General features: G+C 59.9%; 12 protein-coding genes. 8 read left to right on the forward strand and 4 right to left on the reverse strand.

The window, feature by feature from the left end; translation table 11 throughout:
- Positions 1–5: 5 nt before the first annotated feature.
- Positions 6–1,874 (reverse strand): amidohydrolase, encoded by a 1,869-nt coding sequence (locus B0G81_RS15455; RefSeq protein WP_134137085.1) that lies wholly within the window; start codon positions 1,872–1,874, stop codon positions 6–8.
- Between the two features lie 238 nt (positions 1,875–2,112).
- Positions 2,113–2,748 (reverse strand): hydrolase, encoded by a 636-nt coding sequence (locus B0G81_RS15460; RefSeq protein ID WP_106286221.1) that lies wholly within the window; start codon positions 2,746–2,748, stop codon positions 2,113–2,115.
- Between the two features lie 380 nt (positions 2,749–3,128).
- Here B0G81_RS15460 and B0G81_RS15465 point away from each other — a divergent pair, with 380 nt between their 5' ends.
- On the forward strand, positions 3,129–3,950 hold the full coding sequence (locus tag B0G81_RS15465) for an alpha/beta hydrolase (protein WP_134137091.1): 822 nt from the start codon (positions 3,129–3,131) through the stop codon (positions 3,948–3,950).
- Positions 3,951–4,473: 523 nt separating this feature from the next.
- Here the strand turns inward: B0G81_RS15465 and B0G81_RS15470 are convergent.
- Both B0G81_RS15470 and B0G81_RS15475 read right to left on the reverse strand, forming a co-directional pair.
- A complete protein-coding gene (locus B0G81_RS15470; protein ID WP_134137097.1) occupies positions 4,474–4,929 on the reverse strand; it encodes a hypothetical protein in 456 nt (151 codons plus the stop codon).
- A 214-nt stretch (positions 4,930–5,143) separates the two neighbouring features.
- Complete coding sequence (locus tag B0G81_RS15475; protein WP_106286229.1) at positions 5,144–6,061, reverse strand: LysR substrate-binding domain-containing protein; 918 nt, start codon at positions 6,059–6,061, stop codon at positions 5,144–5,146.
- Between the two features lie 123 nt (positions 6,062–6,184).
- Here B0G81_RS15475 and B0G81_RS15480 point away from each other — a divergent pair, with 123 nt between their 5' ends.
- From B0G81_RS15480 to B0G81_RS15515, 7 genes are all read left to right on the forward strand, one after another.
- A complete protein-coding gene (locus B0G81_RS15480; RefSeq protein ID WP_134137103.1) occupies positions 6,185–7,072 on the forward strand; it encodes a hypothetical protein in 888 nt (295 codons plus the stop codon).
- An 80-nt stretch (positions 7,073–7,152) separates the two neighbouring features.
- Positions 7,153–8,379, forward strand: a complete 1,227-nt coding sequence (locus tag B0G81_RS15485; protein WP_116122106.1) for a Xaa-Pro peptidase family protein — start codon at positions 7,153–7,155, stop codon at positions 8,377–8,379.
- A gap of 68 nt (positions 8,380–8,447) precedes the next feature.
- Positions 8,448–9,308: a glycine betaine ABC transporter substrate-binding protein gene (locus B0G81_RS15490; protein ID WP_134137108.1), complete on the forward strand. Its 861-nt coding sequence runs from the start codon at positions 8,448–8,450 to the stop codon at positions 9,306–9,308.
- Between the two features lie 352 nt (positions 9,309–9,660).
- Positions 9,661–10,671, forward strand: a complete 1,011-nt coding sequence (locus B0G81_RS15495; protein WP_134137111.1) for a dienelactone hydrolase family protein — start codon at positions 9,661–9,663, stop codon at positions 10,669–10,671.
- Between the two features lie 1,431 nt (positions 10,672–12,102).
- Positions 12,103–12,882, forward strand: a complete 780-nt coding sequence (locus B0G81_RS15505; RefSeq protein WP_134137115.1) for an MOSC N-terminal beta barrel domain-containing protein — start codon at positions 12,103–12,105, stop codon at positions 12,880–12,882.
- A gap of 511 nt (positions 12,883–13,393) precedes the next feature.
- Positions 13,394–13,894 carry a DUF305 domain-containing protein gene (locus tag B0G81_RS15510; protein WP_134137117.1) on the forward strand — a complete coding sequence of 167 codons (501 nt, stop codon included), beginning with the start codon at positions 13,394–13,396 and terminating at the stop codon, positions 13,892–13,894.
- Positions 13,891–15,369, forward strand: a complete 1,479-nt coding sequence (locus B0G81_RS15515) for a beta-propeller fold lactonase family protein (RefSeq protein ID WP_116122112.1) — start codon at positions 13,891–13,893, stop codon at positions 15,367–15,369. The genes B0G81_RS15510 and B0G81_RS15515 overlap by 4 nt, the downstream gene beginning before the upstream one ends.
- Positions 15,370–15,493: the final 124 nt, after the last annotated feature.

Below are 15,493 nucleotides of genomic sequence, written 5' to 3' on the forward strand. Positions count from 1 at the left end.
GAAGGTCAGAACGCGAAACAGCTACAGCCCAGCGCGCCCCAGAAGCCGTTCGAATCGGTGACCGGCACGTTCTTCCGCCATGCCCAGCCGTGCGCATGAGCATGCACGCCGCACAGATTCACGCAGCCGTCCACACAGGCCACCGCAGTCGGTTTGTAACGGCTGTAGCCGCCGAACTCCGCGACCGGCGACCACGACGGACTGACCGGCAGATCAGGCGGCGCGAGCGGCGCGAACTCGTCGTCCGCATAGACGACCTTGCCGCCCACCACCGTCATGTTCGAGGTGAGGAACTTGATGCGGCTCTCGTCGACGGTGAAGAAGTCTTCGCTGAGCACCGCGAAGTCCGCGAACTGGCCGGGCACCAGCGCACCCTTTTTGTCGTCTTCGTTCGAGAACCATGCGCTGCCCACCGTGTAGCGGCGCAGGGCTTCCATGCGATCGAGCCTGTTCTCTGCCGCATACATCTGCGTGCCGCCCACCGTCTTGCCCGACACCATCCAGTACAGCGAGACGAACGGGTTGAAACTGGCGACGCGCGTCGCGTCCGTGCCGGCACCGACCGGCAGGCCGGCGTCGAGCATGTGGCGGATCGGCGGCGTGCGCTTCACCGCCTCTTCGCCGTATTGATGGATGAAGTACTCGCCCTGATACGCCATGCGGTGCTGGATCGCAATGCCGCCGCCGAGCGCCCGCACGCGCTCGATGTTTTTCTGCGTGATGGTCTCGCAATGGTCGAAGAACCACCGCAGTCCGTTGAACGGAATTTCGGCGTTGACGCGTTCGAACACATTCAGGAAGCGTTCGATCGATTCGTTATAAGTCGCATGCAGACGGAACGGCCAGCGGTTCGCCACCAGCAGCTTGACGACGGCTTCGAGTTCGTCTTCGAGCGAGTCGGGCAGATCCGGGCGCGGTTCGAGAAAGTCTTCGAAGTCCGCAGCGGAAAACACCAGCATTTCGCCCGCGCCGTTCACACGCAGGAAGTCATCGCCCTCGCCGGGTTTGGTCATCTTCACCCACCTGGCGAAGTCTTCGATTTCCTTCTTGGCGTTCTGCGTGAACAGGTTGTAGGCGATCCGCACGGTCAGTTCGCTGTGCTTCGCCATGTCCATGATGACGGCATAGTCGTCGGGATAGGCCTGATATCCGCCGCCCGCGTCGATCGCGCTAGTTACGCCGAGGCGGTTTAGTTCGCGCATGAAATGGCGCGTGGAATTGCGCTGATCCTCGGGCGCGAGCTTTGGGCCTTTCGCGAGCGTCGCGTATAGAAGTCCGGCGTTTGGCCGCGCGATCAGCATGCCCGTCGGATTGCCGCGCTTGTCGCGCCGAATCTCGCCGCCGGGAGGATTAGGCGTGTCTTTCGTATAACCGACCGCGCGTAGTGCCGCTGCATTCAGTAGCGCGCTGTCGTACAGATGCAGGATGAACACCGGCGTATCCGGCGCAATCGCATTGATTTCTTCGAGCGTCGGTCCACGGCGCTCGGCGAACTGGAATTCGTTCCAGCCGCCCACCACGCGCACCCACTGCGGCGCCGGCGTGCGGGCCACCTGCTTGCGCAACATGTCGAGCGCGTCGGCTAGCGACGGCACGCCGTCCCAGCGCAGCTCCATGTTGAAGTTCAGGCCGCCGCGAATGATGTGCAGGTGCGAGTCGTTCAGCCCCGGAATGACCGTACGGCCTTTCAGATCGATGTGGCGTGTCGCGTCGTTGGCGTGCCGCATCACGGCATCGCGCGAACCCGCGGCGACGATACGGCCGTTCGCCACGGCGAGCGCATCGGCGAAAGAGCGCTTGTCATCCTGCGTGGCGATCTTGCCGTTGAAAAAGACGACCTCGGCCGGCGTCGGCGCGGAAGGTGTGGAAGTCATGGCGGTCCTCATGGGAGAGCGCTCCGCCGGGCACGCACGGAGCTATTTCCGGGCAAGCCCGGAAACCGGAAACAGGGAAGCCTGGAGGCGCACGGCCGGCGCGCCTTCTAACGAGCACTCGAACGGATGCCGCGGCCGGCATGAGCCGGGTGGATATGCCGGCCCACGGTTGTTGAACGGTGCGGCATCCATACGCTCCGGCCGGCGTCACGCCGCGCCGGGGCGCTGAGTCGACCGGTTAGCCCGCTTCGCTCGCGTGCTCGCCGAGAATCGACTTCGCGTAACGCACGCCGATGCCATAGGCGCTGTGCGCCTTCAGGATGTCCATGCAGCCTTCGTACGTTTCGCTGCGTCCCCAGTCGCGTTGCAGTTCGAACATGTACTGGAACGAGGTCATCGGCACCGCGCCCGCCTGGATGATGCGTTGCACCGCGCGTTCGTGCGCTTCCGTGGTGATGTCGCCGCACGCGTCGGTCGGCACGTAGATTTCGTAGCCTTCATTGATCATCTGGATGGTCGGGAACGATACGCATACTTCCGTCCACAGGCCGGCGAGCACGATCTTCTTGCGGCCGGTCGCCTCGATGGCCTTGCGGAAATTCACGTCTTCCCACGAGTTCATCGACGTACGGTCGATCGGCGTGTACTCCGGGAAAACCGATTGCACTTCCGGCACCATGTCGCCGCTGAACGACTTGGCGGCCACCGTGGTCAGGATCGTCGGGACCTTGAAGAGCTTCGAGGCCTTCGCGATTGCCTGGACGTTGTGCAGGATAGTGGTCCGCTCATGCGACGTCGTTCCGAAGAACATCTGCGGCTGGTAGTCGATCAGGGCAACCGCACATGAATCAGGGGTCAAGAGTTCTTTAGGCATTACGGGCTCCGTATTGAATGGACAAAGCATGTCTGAGAGACGTGCCGTGCTCGCTTGAACAGCGAGGAAAACTGGAGCCGAGTCTATCGACGGGGCTTCGCGGAGTCCTTGTGGAAGTCCTTAATCGTTCTTAAAAATGATGACGGTGTGGAGTTGATTGCATTCCTGCAAGCGCGAGTGCGAGATGTCGCAAGATGGTCGGCGCGCGCCGGTAGACCGGCGCACACAAGCAAGCGCATTCAGAAGAATTAAGCAATCTGAAGTTCTCTACAGTGGCTCCCACCGTACGATTGAAAACTGCGATGGCCGCCACAACGGGCGGCAGCGGCAACGCGCACGCAGGCAATGCATCCCACTCACAGCATGGAGAGCGTCACACAATGAACACGGTAACCACGAAAGACGGCACGCGAATCTTCTTCAAGGACTGGGGCACCGGCAAGCCCGTTGTCTTCTCGCACGGCTGGCCGCTCGACGCCGATGCGTGGGACGCGCAAATGCTGTTTCTGGTGCAGAAGGGCTATCGCGTCATCGCTCACGACCGGCGCGGCCACGGCCGCTCCGACCAGCCGTCGCACGGCAACGACATGGACACCTACGCCGACGACCTGGCCGCGGTCATCAATGCCCTCGACCTGAAGGACGCGACGCTCGTCGGCCATTCGACGGGCGGCGGCGAGGTGGCCCACTACATCGGCCGCCACGGCACCGCGCGGGTGGCGAAGGCCGTGTTGATCGGCGCCGTGCCGCCGCTCATGCTCAAGACCGAAGGCAATCCGGACGGCCTGCCGATGTCGGTGTTCGACGGCATTCGCGCGAACGTGGCATCGAACCGTTCGCAGTTCTATAAGGACCTTGCCGTGCCGTTCTACGGCTTCAACCGGCCCAATGCCGAAGTCTCGCAAGGCACGATCGGCGAGTTCTGGCGCGAAGGCATGCTTGGTTCGATCCAGGGCCAGTATGAATGCGTCAAACAATTCTCAGAAGTGGACTACACCGAGGACCTGAAGAAGATCGACGTGCCCACGCTGATCCTGCACGGCGACGACGACCAGATCGTGCCGATCGACGACTCGGCCCACCTATCGGCGAAGCTGGTGAAAAACGCCACGCTGAAGGTTTATCCGGGCGCACCGCACGGCATGTGCACGACTGAAGCGGCCAAGGTCAACGCCGATCTGCTTGAGTTCCTGCAAGGCTGATAACGGCCGGGGCGCCGGTTGTGGATGCAGTCGCACGGCGCAAGTTGAATACGTTGTAGACGCGGCGCGGCGCCTGGTGGATTTACTTCGCCGGACGCCGCGCCGCGTTGTTTTTGCGGGCTCGAATCAGATCGTTCAATATAGGTTGTCGGCGTTTTTGCTTTGCGTTTCTACTCCCCGCCGAATGCCGGTTCAGAATTTCCACCGCGCATTCGCATGGCGCCATGGTTATTGCGACGGCGCACAGGTGTAATCAAAGGACTACGGGTAGCCGCGCCGCTTATGCGCGGCGGTGCGACAAAGTTGGTGCGACTGCCTTACGTTCGCGCCAGAGTTGCATCTCGCGGACTCGATCGGTTGTCATCGGACCCGAACCGGTCCGTCGAATTAGCCCGTAGCGCTCATTCGACGACCCTAAGGCGTAAGCCCGGAGACACCCTCAACGGAGTTCTGCATCTCGTAAGATCGCTGAACCGGACCGGCCGGCTCCTGCCCGACGGTTCGTGAAGCTGCATTAGTTGAATTACCTCGGATCGTTTTCAGGTAACCAACCCTCCTCGATCCGCTGTATCAGCATCGTGTCATTCCAGGAGCGTCGAATGGGGAGCTTTCGCTGCTCATCGGTGATCGAACCGATGCACCATTCCTTCTCACCATCCCACAACCACCAGTCGACCACTTTTCCGACGGCAGGATCGACGACGCCAGCCCGGAACACCGGGACGCTCTTTGAATGATCCGGAATGGCATATCTGCCGATCTTGCGAACGATGCCGCGAGAGAAAGCGGCTCCCGCAGGAAAGAAGATCCAGAAATTCGTTTCTTTCGCTACGAGCGATTCGAAATCTGTAGATGCGTCCACGAACACACCCGGCAACACGCGGATCAGCGAGCCCATCGGATCGATTTTCTTCACATACTGGAAGTATGCGTCGCCGCCAGACGTCCGAATTGCAAAGACGTCTCCTGAACGAATCACGTTGCTCTCCCTGTAAAGCTATTCGACGAGGCATTGTCGACGATCCTCGGCACTGAGTCGAGTGTCTCCTGTTGGCCGATCGCCGTCCGATGCTGATTGCGTAGCGTGCTTACGTGAGATCGAGGTGGCGTCGGACCTTCATCGACCCTGAACGGTCTCTCACGTTTGTCGAAACCGGTCATTCACAGTCCTTGAATTTACCGGACGAATAAACCTAAATCAGCGCAAGTTCATTCGACGCACGCCGACGTTCCTCTACCATTGCTTCGATTAAAGAGGCAAGATCATCTGTGGCCGGATCACGAATCCCTGACGAGCGATGCAATTCGAGATCTGCTGGCGGTAGCGGCGGCAACCCTTCAGCGGCACCCAATACGCGCCAGTTGGACGGCAGCGTACAGCGGTCAATGATCGTCGCCGCCGCACCGTGATTCACGGCCACCTTGATGCCGGTCGGGCTCTGGCTCGTATAGATCACGTGATACGAGCGGTCCAGTGCCGCCAGCGCCTCAAGTCCTCGCTGCCGGTAGCAGCAAGTCTCCGGAAACAACGCGAGCGGCACCGAGGCCTTCCGGTCGAGCACGAAATCCTTGTGCGCCGCCCACACCACATTTTCCCGCCCCAGGCTCCGGCCACCCGTCGTCGAACCGTGCCGCACGACGAGTGCGAGATCCAGCTCGCCCGCCTGCAACCGCTCCAGCAATTCGAGCGACATCCGGCAATGGATGTGCGGCCGCGCACCTGGCCGCAGCTCGTAAAATTTTTTCAGCAGATCCGGTAGCCACAGTTCGGCGTAATCCTCAGGCAGTCCAAAACGGATCACTCCTTCGCGGCTGCTCCGGTTTAGTGCAGCGATCGCTTCGTTTTGCACCTGAATAATGCGCCGCGCGTGAATCAGGAAGTTCTCCCCGTCGCGCGATAGCGCGAGACGCCGGCTATTGCGCAAGAACATGTGTGTTTCGAGACGCTCTTCGAGGGTGCGAATCCGCAGACTGATAGTGGATTGTGTGCGATGCAGTTGCTTTGCGGCAGCGGTGAAGCCGCCACTGTCAACGACAGCGACGAATGCACGCACCAGTTCGGGGTCCAGAGAGCTGAGTTTGGACCAATCGGGTCCGCTGATGGCTGCCATCGGAATTACTCGCTTTCCAAAGAAATTTGGCGATCAAAACATGAGGACGTCGGTGAGCTGATTGTTGTCGAAAACAATTCAGCTCACAAATCAACCTTCGAACCACAAAACTGGAGCCGCACCGTGTCAGCCAGCCTGCCTCTTGCCGACGCCGAATGTACCGATCTGGGCGATATAGTCGATACCGAGCGTTATCCGTTGCACGATCCAGACCACCCCCGCATGCGTGAGCTCGTCGCAAGCTGCCGGGCGCATCTTGCCGGTAACGGCAGCGCCGTGCTGCACGGTTTTCTGCGTTCGGCTGCTTTGGAGCAGGCTCGCGCCGAAGGGTTGGCGCTCGCCAGGAAGACGTACTTTTCGAGCCGCAAGGTCAACGCGTATTTCACCGCCGACGATCCGTCTTTGCCCGAGGGCGATCCGCGCCGCGTGTTCATGGACCGTACCAGCGGCTTCGTCACGCGCGACTTGATTCCGGGCGACGCGATCATTCACCGCATCTACGTGGCTCACGCCATGAAACGCTTTGTCGCGGCTTGCCTTGGCGAAGAGCGTATCCGGGAATACGCCGACCCGTATGCAGGCCTTGTACAGAACGTCATGCCGCCGGGCACCGAACAGCCGTGGCACTACGACACCAATGAATTCATCGTTTCGATGATGACGCAACAGCCCAACGCGGGCGGCGATTTCGAGTACTGCCCGAACATCCGTTCTCCTGGCGGCGAGAACTACGACGGCGTCGGCGCGGTGGTACGCGGCGAAACTCGTGCGCCGATCAACGTCATTACGCTGCAGCCGGGCGACCTGCAACTGTTCAAGGGCCGTTTCTCATTGCACCGCGTGACGCTTGTGCAAGGTGAGATTGACCGTCATACCGCGATCTTCGCGTATTCGAAGAAGCCTGGCGTGATTGGGCGGCTGGAGCGTACCCGCCAGCTCTATGGACGCGTGTCCGAGATGCATCTGGAAGCCGAACAAAAGCTGGTCCGTGCCGACAATCTTGTCGATTGAAGTCGCTTTCAAGTCCCTGCCGAAGCCGCTGCGGTAAACCTCGTCGTTCCCAATACTTATAACGCGCTCTCACTGACACCATGACAATTCTTCGCCCGACTCATCGCCCGGAAGATTGCGAACCGACTGCGGAAGAAATTGCGCAGATCCAGCGCGACCGGCTCGCCGCCGTGCGCCGCGAACTCAGGAAGCGCGACCTCACCGCCGCGATCCTTTTCGATCCCACGCACATGCGCTACGCAACCGGTTCGCGCAACATGCAGGTCTATTCGATGCGTAACCCTGCGCGCTATGTGTTCGTGCCCGCAGAAGGCAAGGTGGTTTTGTTCGAATACGCGGGCTGCGATTTTCTGGCTGAAGGACTCGACACGGTTGACGAGGTACGGCCCGCCACGGCGATTTCCTACTACTTCTGCGACGATATGCTCGGCCGCGTTACCGAACGCTGGGCCGACGAAATGGACGAGCTGGTAAAGCAGTGCGGCGGCGGCAAGCGCATCGCAATCGAAAGCGCGACCTCGGCAGCGGCGTTCGCATTGCAGGCACGCGGCTACCAGATCTCCGACGCACAGGAACCGCTCGAGCGCGCTCGGGCGATCAAGGTGCCCAACGAGATCAAGATGATCCGCTCGTCGCTGCGCGCGGCCGAAGAAGGCGTGCGCAAGCTGGAAGCTGCGCTCGTGCCCGGCATCAGCGAAAACGAACTGTGGTCGCATCTGCACAAGCACATCATCGAGACTGACGGCGACTATGTTGAAACGCGGCTCATCAGTTCGGGGCCGCGAACGAACCCGTGGTTCCAGGAAAGCAGTCCGCGCAAGATTCAGGCAGGCGAACTGGTTGGCCTTGATACCGACGTGGTGGGGCGCTTCGGCTATTACGCCGATTTTTCACGCACCTTTCTGTGCGGCGACGGTCCCGCAACACCCGCGCAAAAGAATCTCTACCGCCTCGCTTACGAGCAGGTCCATTCGAACATGGAAAATGTGCGCGCCGGCACGACCTTCCAGGAGTTCATCGCCAAGGCCTGGAAAATCCCCGGTCCGTATCAGGCACGCCGCTACTTCGCCCTCGCGCATGGCGTGGGCATGACCGGAGAATATCCGTACATCGTTCATCGCGAAGACAACGAAGCAAAAGGTTACGACGGCGTGATCGAGCCGGGCATGACGCTGTGCATCGAGAGTTATATCGGCCACGAAGACGGCGGCGAAGGCGTCAAACTGGAAGAACAGGTGTACGTACGTGACGATGGCCATGTCGAACTGTTGTCCGACTATCCATTCGAAAACCGCCTGCTCGCCTGATTTTCAAGCACCTACGGCTGCTTGGTGAGCACAAAGGCGGCCTTCCCTGATCCAGGAGTTGAATATCCATGAATAACTGGCTGAAAACGGCATTGCTAGTTCTTGCGATGTGTCATATACCAGCGGCCGCTGCCGGGCCGAAGGACACGCCGATCACGATTGGCGTGAACAACTGGGCGGAGAACATTGCAGTCGCGAATCTATGGAAAGTTTTGCTCACGCAGAGGGGCTACACGGTCAACCTGCAACCGGGCGACAAGGCAATCATCTATAGTGGCGTCGCGCAAGGAAAGCTAGACCTGACTTTCGAGGTATGGCTGCCGTCGGCCGACGCCGCCCCCTACGACAATGTGAAGGCCCGCGTGGAAAAAATCGGCCCTTGGTTCGATAAAGCGCAACTGGGTTTGGCCGTACCGGATTACGTAAAGATCGACAGCGTCGATCAGTTGAATGACCAGGCAGCTCAGTTTATGCACGACGGCCACGCTACGATCTTCGGCATCGAATCGGGCAGCGGGCTGATGAAGCTGACGGCGAAGGCGAAGACGGACTACAGCCTGAATTACTCGGTGCTGGCGTCGTCGGAGGCGGCTATGCTACTGCAGTTAGCGCGCGCCGAACAGGGACACCAGCCAATCGTGGTAACACTGTGGAATCCCCATTGGGTGTGGGCGAAGTATCCGATGCACTATCTGAAGGATCCGAAGGGCACATTCGGCGCGCCGGATGCGATTTATTGCATCGCTGCATCACATTTCTCGCATGACTATCCGGATCCGTCGCGCTGGCTGCATCAGTGGAAGATGGATGACCAGACGCTTGGCTCGCTTATGGACGATATTCGGACGGGAGGCGAGGCCACGCCGGAAAAAGGTGTAGCGGCGTGGATCGGCAAGAATCCTTCGCTAGTAGCGCAATGGTTCAAGTAGCCGTGGCGTTGATGTAAAACCTACCCGTTCATCATGCAATCGCGACGACGCCAGCCGCCACGATGTCACGCGACTATTGTCCCGGATCGACGCCATCCCGCCGATCCGGGAGCCGAGGTGGCTGCCCCTGTTGCCGTTCAAATTTACTGCTAGCCATGATCACAGATACTGCTAGCGACGAAAACTTCGAAAGCCTCTCAGGAAAGACAGCGCGCGATTTTGGGCTGAAACAGTCTGCGCTGCATCGTCGCAACAATGTAAGCGATCGATAAACGACGCCTTTCAGTCATCGAACGTGTAAGAACGTTCTGATAATCTTCGCCTCTCATTCTCGCTCACCAGGAGCAATGACATGCGTTGGATACTGACTTTTGTATTGGCAATCGTATGCCCGTGCTCCGCGCTAGCCGCCCCGGCCGCTTTTTACGCAGGCGTAATCCGTCTCACGGTGGCGGGCGAGGCGGCTCCTTTCGACGCGGTCGTCTTTTACCCTACGCTTGAACGTGAGGTTCCGTGGCAAGCGGGTCCGTTCACCGTCGAGGCGACGCGCAATGCTTCGCCCGCACCGGATAGTCGCTTCCCGGTCGTATTGATCTCACACGGGCGAGGTGGCGGCCCTCTCAGCCATCGTGAATTGGCTAGCGTTCTGGCTCGTGCCGGATTTATCGCCGTCTTGCCGACCCACGTTGGTGACGCTTCAGGCTATCCCCGAGCGCCATCGCAAGCCCAGGTTCTGATCGATCGCCCCCGGCAGGCAGAGGCCGCGCTCAATGCAGTCCTCACAGATCCACGGTTTTCGGCGAGCGCCGACGCCGGACGAATCGGCATGATCGGATACTCGGCAGGCGGCTACACGGCGCTCATTCTGGCGGGAGCGAAACCCGACTTTGCGTCCGCCAGTGCATACTGCGCGAGCCACGATGATCCCGGATCGTGTCCGCGTTCAGCATCCGGCAATGGTACGAACGGCGCCCAGGGTAAAGCGGCCGTACCCAACCAATTGGTAAGCTGGCAACCGCCCGTTGAACGTCGCCTGAAGGCCCTAGTGCTGATGGATCCATTGGCCATGATGTTTGAGGCGCCTGGCTTGTCCGCTGTACGCGTACCGACGATGCTTTATCGACCGCAGGACGACAGCTATCTTGGTTCTGCGAGAAACTCTCTCGCCGTTATGTCAGGCTTGCCCACACCGCCTGCAACCCACATCGTGCCAGGCAATCACTTCGTTTTCATTGATCCTTGTCCGGCCTCGGTCGCAGTCAGTGCGGCGCTGATCTGCCAGGACGCGCCCGGGATCGATCGGGTGGAGATTCACCGACAGATCGATCAGGAGGTCGTGAACTTCTTACGAGCAAATCTATAACTCATGGGGGATGAACTGACATGGCCCACGGCATGAGCGCCGCATAGACGTCGGCGGTTGCAGCGAGGGGCAACTTCTCGAACAGCGAGACGGCAACAAAAGTGGGACCGATGTTCGCCAATCTGCGAGCGCGTTTGCCAAGTTTCCCCTGCCCTGCGCGTCTGACACGATTATCGACGATTCACGAGATACACTTGAGCGACTGTTCTTGGGCCGAACTGTGCCTTATCTCTCGGCACCCGATGCGTGCTGTGACAACAGATGGTTGAAGAATACCGACTCTATGCTACGAGCGTTGAACTGTGCATCCGAATTTATCTCGGCCAATGGTGGGACCGGCAGCCTTCCAAGCTGAGTTCCCATTGCCGAATTGTGGCCGTCTGCGTATCCGCACCCGACCGTCGCGGAAAAACTCGAGTTTGCGAATTTCATAACGTTCGTTGTCAAGCTGCGAGACGAGTCGAATCGGCTCCGTCACGAAACCGTGTGTCCATGCAACATCGATAAATATTGGCTGAAACGCCTCGTCCATCTGTTTCTCCCTGTGGGCTTGCCGCTGCTAGCTTTGAAACCGTCATTGTCGACGATTCGTGCAGTGGAGTCGAAGGACCGTTCATGGCCGACACGGGGCAGCACCGCGGCAGACCGATGCTGCACTCATTGGGCGACGAGCTGATAGAACGCCCATACTCCCGCCGAAACTTCCGCCGCAGCAAAGCGAACGACGCCGGGTCCGGACTCGATCTCAAAGATCCGCACTAAATGCCGTTGCGTTCGATACTTCGGATGAGGCAACACGATGGGCGGTTCCGGCGATCGCCTCCCTTCGAAACTCCATGGATTCAACCCTGAAATGATTATTTGCTGCCCTCGGCGACCACGCCGATGGCTTCCCAAGGCTCCATCGCGACTTCCTAGATGGTGAGACTGCGATTCTCGACGATGTTCGCCAGGAGGGCGAATGTCCCTTCATGGCCGATGCTGTTGAAAAAATCGCTGCCCTGCTTTTTCAACTCGGCGGTGAAAAAATCGACCTCTCAGATCGGTCTACAAACCGCTCGCGAATGCCGGCTAAGGGTAAGACGACCCCTAAAAACCTTATGCGGGAGACGTCAACGACTTTTTCAACAGCATCGGCCGGATTCTGTCCGACGACGCTCGGCGGGAGTCGGCCCCTTCCCGTCCCCAGTTAGTTTTGCGAATACCGCCACTGCGCTCCAGAGCGACCGTTCTGCCCCGCCGCCGCTCGAACGCAACTAGACGTCACCGATTTGTGTTCCCGCCTGTCCACGCTCACAAAGGACTGTTCTGCGCATATTGAGCGAGCCGCTTGTCGATCCATCCCCGGTTCCTGGTGGCTTGTCACCCTCACCAGGTGCTATGTTAAGCACTGCGGGACTAATGGCGAAAATCAGTGATGGGACAGGAATAATGGCGAAAATTATCAATCTCTATCGCTATCCAATCAAGGGCCTCTCTCCCGAGCCCTTGACGGAAATGGCCGTCAGCCAGGGGCAAGGACTGTCCTTCGACCGCGCATTCGCGCTGGCGCTCGGCACGACGCGTTTTGATCCGGAAGCCCCCGAGCCGCTCGACAAGGGCCATTTCCTGATGCTGCGCAAGAATGAAAAGCTTGCCGCGCTGGCGACACGGCTGGATCCAGAGACCGGCACGCTGACCATTCGCTATCGCGGTGAGCTTGTGCTTGAGGCGGCGACGACGAGTGCTGCGGGCCGCGAGGCGATCGAGGATTTCATGGCGGCTTATCTGGGCGAAGCGACTGAAGGCCGCCCCCGCCTGGTCTCGGCCACAGGCCACAAATTCACGGATGTCGGCGTGGTCTCGCCGGTCATGATGAAAGCGATCTCGGTGATCAACCTGGCCTCCGTGCGGGCGCTTGAGGAGGCGACCGGGACTTCCGTGCACCCCCTGCGGTTCCGCGCCAACATCTATCTCGACGGCGTGCCTGCCTGGGCGGAGCTCAACTGGCTCGGTCGGGAAGTCGAGATTGGCGGGGTACGCTTTCGCGGGGCCCTACCGACGCGGCGCTGTGCCGCCATCAACGTCAACCCGGAGACCGCCACACGCGATGCCAATCTGCCGAAAGCGATCATGCAGCATTTCGGCCACGCCGATCTGGGCATTTATCTTGAGGTGCTGAGCGACGGCGTCTGTTCAATCGGCGATGCGGTGACGGTCGCGGCCGCCTGACGAGGCCGGAGGGGTAATCAGGGTTTCGAGATTCTGTTCGTCGGACCAGCGCTTTACTCCCGGCTTCCTTCGGATTCCAGGTTGCCCGCAGCACCGTTACCTTTCGCTAACTTCCCCTTGTCGGGCCCGGCGCGGTTTGGCCGAACCCGGAAGTTCGTCGCAAGCCGCACCGCCAACGGCGGCGAACTTCGGCTGTCGATCCGTATCAGCCGTCGGGAACGGTGCGGCATCAAGGGCCGCGGCTGATGATCTTCGGACCTTGCTTCGCTCCGGTTCACAGCCTGTGTGGGCCACGCGATGTCATCTTCAGATCGTCCTCCTCGCGCACTACCATTCCTTTACGATCCGATGATCTTGACGCGATTTGACGGCACTCGGCAGTGCTATGCCGCGGCGCCCAATCGGGCCGCAAACCCTCATCTGCGCGAAATCTGTGTGAGATACGGAATAACTCCGAATCTGACAGGTTCACTCCAATGAGACACCTGTTCATAACAACGGGAGAACCATCGTGCGTACCCCAAGCCCCCGTACCGTGCTGACGATCCTGAGCGTCGTCATTGTTCTGGCGATCTCGGCGCTTTGCGACTCACCTTCCTTCACTGCCGGCTTACAGACCGACGGTACGTCCAACGAAACCCCCTTCCTGGCGGAGAACAATACCGCCATGACAAGGATGATGGACGGCATGTCGACGAGACCGACAGGCAACGTTGATCGCGATTTTGTCGCAATGATGGTGCCTCACCATCAAGGTGCCATCGACATGGCGCAGGCCGAACTGCGTTACGGTCACAACGAACAGTTACGCCGCATCGCGCAAGAGATCGTCGTCGAGCAACAACAGGAAATTGTCGCCATGCGCGTCGCACTCGGGCAGCCATTGCCGCCACCTGCCGCCGCCCCGGACCAGCAAAAGCCGGCGTCTATGCCTGTCGCACCTGTTCACCGGACGTCCGACCACGGCATGCAAATGAACACGCCAAACCCTATGCAGGAGGACCGGCAATGAAACGCCAATCAAGAATCACCATCGCGTTGTCTGCAGCCATGCTGGTGGCGACTCAGCTCGCGTGCGCTGGGCAGGCCCCTGGATCGCAGTCCGATCCTGACATTCCCGTAAGCCATCACGACCGCGTTTACGCCGCTGAGCAGTTTTCGAACACGGTGTCGGTGATCGACCCGGCCGACACCACGCTGCTCGGCCTGATTCGGCTCGGCGATCCCTCGCCGGGCAATTTCAGTCCGTTGTATAAAGGTCAATTACTTGTGCACGGCATGGGTTTCTCGCCGGACCATCACACGATTGCGGTTGTCTCGATCGGATCGAACTCGGTTTCATTCATCGACACGCAGACTAACGCCGTCAAGCATGTCACCTACGTTGGCCGCTCGCCTCACGAGGCTTTCTTCACGCCCGATGGAAAGGAGGTCTGGGTGACCGTGCGTGGTGAAAACTACGTCGCGGTACTCGACGGAAAAACGTATGAGGAGAAAACACGCATTACTGTCCCGGCTGGCCCCGGAATGCAGATATTCTCACCGGACGGGAAATACGGTTATGTCTGTTCGTCCTTCAACCCGGAGATCGAGGTGGTGTCCGTGGCCGACCACAAGATCGTCGGCACGGTCCAGCAGGCCAGCCCTTTTTGTCCCGACCTGGCGGCGACGCCCGACGGCAAGCAGGTCTGGTTCACGCTCAAGGACACCGGCAAGGTCCAGGTGTTCGATGCAAGGCCGCCATTTGCGCTGATCAGGACACTCGACACAGGCCCAATTACGAATCACGTGAACATCGTACATAACGACAAGGGCACGTTCGCGTACGTCTCCGTTGGGGGCCTGAATGTGATCAAGGTGTTTCGAACTGACAACTTTTCGCAGGTCGCGACGATACCTGTCGGCAACTTGCCGCACGGGCTCTGGCCGTCGGGGGACGGCAGCCGCATCTATGTCGGGCTGGAGAACGCCGACGCGATGACTGCGATCGATACACTGAGCAACAAGGTCATCGCGACTGTGCCCATTGGCCAGGCGCCGCAGGCCGTCACCTATGTGCCGAATGCGGTGCCGGAAGGTGATGGTACGCAGAATCTGCAGACGTTGGGCCTCGCTGGTCAGAGCGTCCACCTTGCACTGGTGCCGGTGGGCGCGGGCAAGACGGCGGACGCCACCCATGCACCTACGACTGTCGCGTTGTTCGACCAGGGCCTGGTGCAGGTTCTCCAGGCCGCTGTCACTGGTCTTCAACCGAAGCAGCCCTATGTTCTAGGTCTTGCCGATAACCCCGATGGCACGGGTGACCTGCAAGTGCTCGCGAATTTCATGTCCAATCCGGCCGGCTCGGCGATCGTCAATGCTCTCGGGCAGATTCGCCAACTGGTCACACCAGGAATGGGCCATGCCGCTGACAAGCGCCGCTACCTCGTTGTCGCGCCGCAAGCGTCGGGTAAGCCAGGTGCCCCCGTACAGGTGCAGTCGCCGTAACCGGTTCCGCCGCCACGTCTCGTTCGCGGTGGCGGAACGGTGTGCGGTGCGGCTATCTGATTCTGGTAGTCACGGGAGCGATCCCGTCGCGGCGGCGAATTGAATGACCTGCTCCTGAGTGGAA

It is taken from the genome of Paraburkholderia sp. BL6665CI2N2 (assembly GCF_004366535.1).
Lineage (GTDB): Bacteria > Pseudomonadota > Gammaproteobacteria > Burkholderiales > Burkholderiaceae > Paraburkholderia.

Coding starts and splice junctions, on each gene's coding strand:
- B0G81_RS15475 (WP_106286229.1), bottom strand. CDS start 6,061: ATGGCAGCCATCAGCGGACCCGATTGGTCCAAACTCAGCTCTCTGGAC.
- B0G81_RS15515 (WP_116122112.1), top strand. CDS start 13,891: ATGAAACGCCAATCAAGAATCACCATCGCGTTGTCTGCAGCCATGCTG.
- B0G81_RS15490 (WP_134137108.1), top strand. CDS start 8,448: ATGAATAACTGGCTGAAAACGGCATTGCTAGTTCTTGCGATGTGTCAT.
- B0G81_RS15505 (WP_134137115.1), top strand. CDS start 12,103: ATGGCGAAAATTATCAATCTCTATCGCTATCCAATCAAGGGCCTCTCT.
- B0G81_RS15465 (WP_134137091.1), top strand. CDS start 3,129: ATGAACACGGTAACCACGAAAGACGGCACGCGAATCTTCTTCAAGGAC.
- B0G81_RS15495 (WP_134137111.1), top strand. CDS start 9,661: ATGCGTTGGATACTGACTTTTGTATTGGCAATCGTATGCCCGTGCTCC.
- B0G81_RS15460 (WP_106286221.1), bottom strand. CDS start 2,748: ATGCCTAAAGAACTCTTGACCCCTGATTCATGTGCGGTTGCCCTGATC.
- B0G81_RS15485 (WP_116122106.1), top strand. CDS start 7,153: ATGACAATTCTTCGCCCGACTCATCGCCCGGAAGATTGCGAACCGACT.
- B0G81_RS15455 (WP_134137085.1), bottom strand. CDS start 1,874: ATGACTTCCACACCTTCCGCGCCGACGCCGGCCGAGGTCGTCTTTTTC.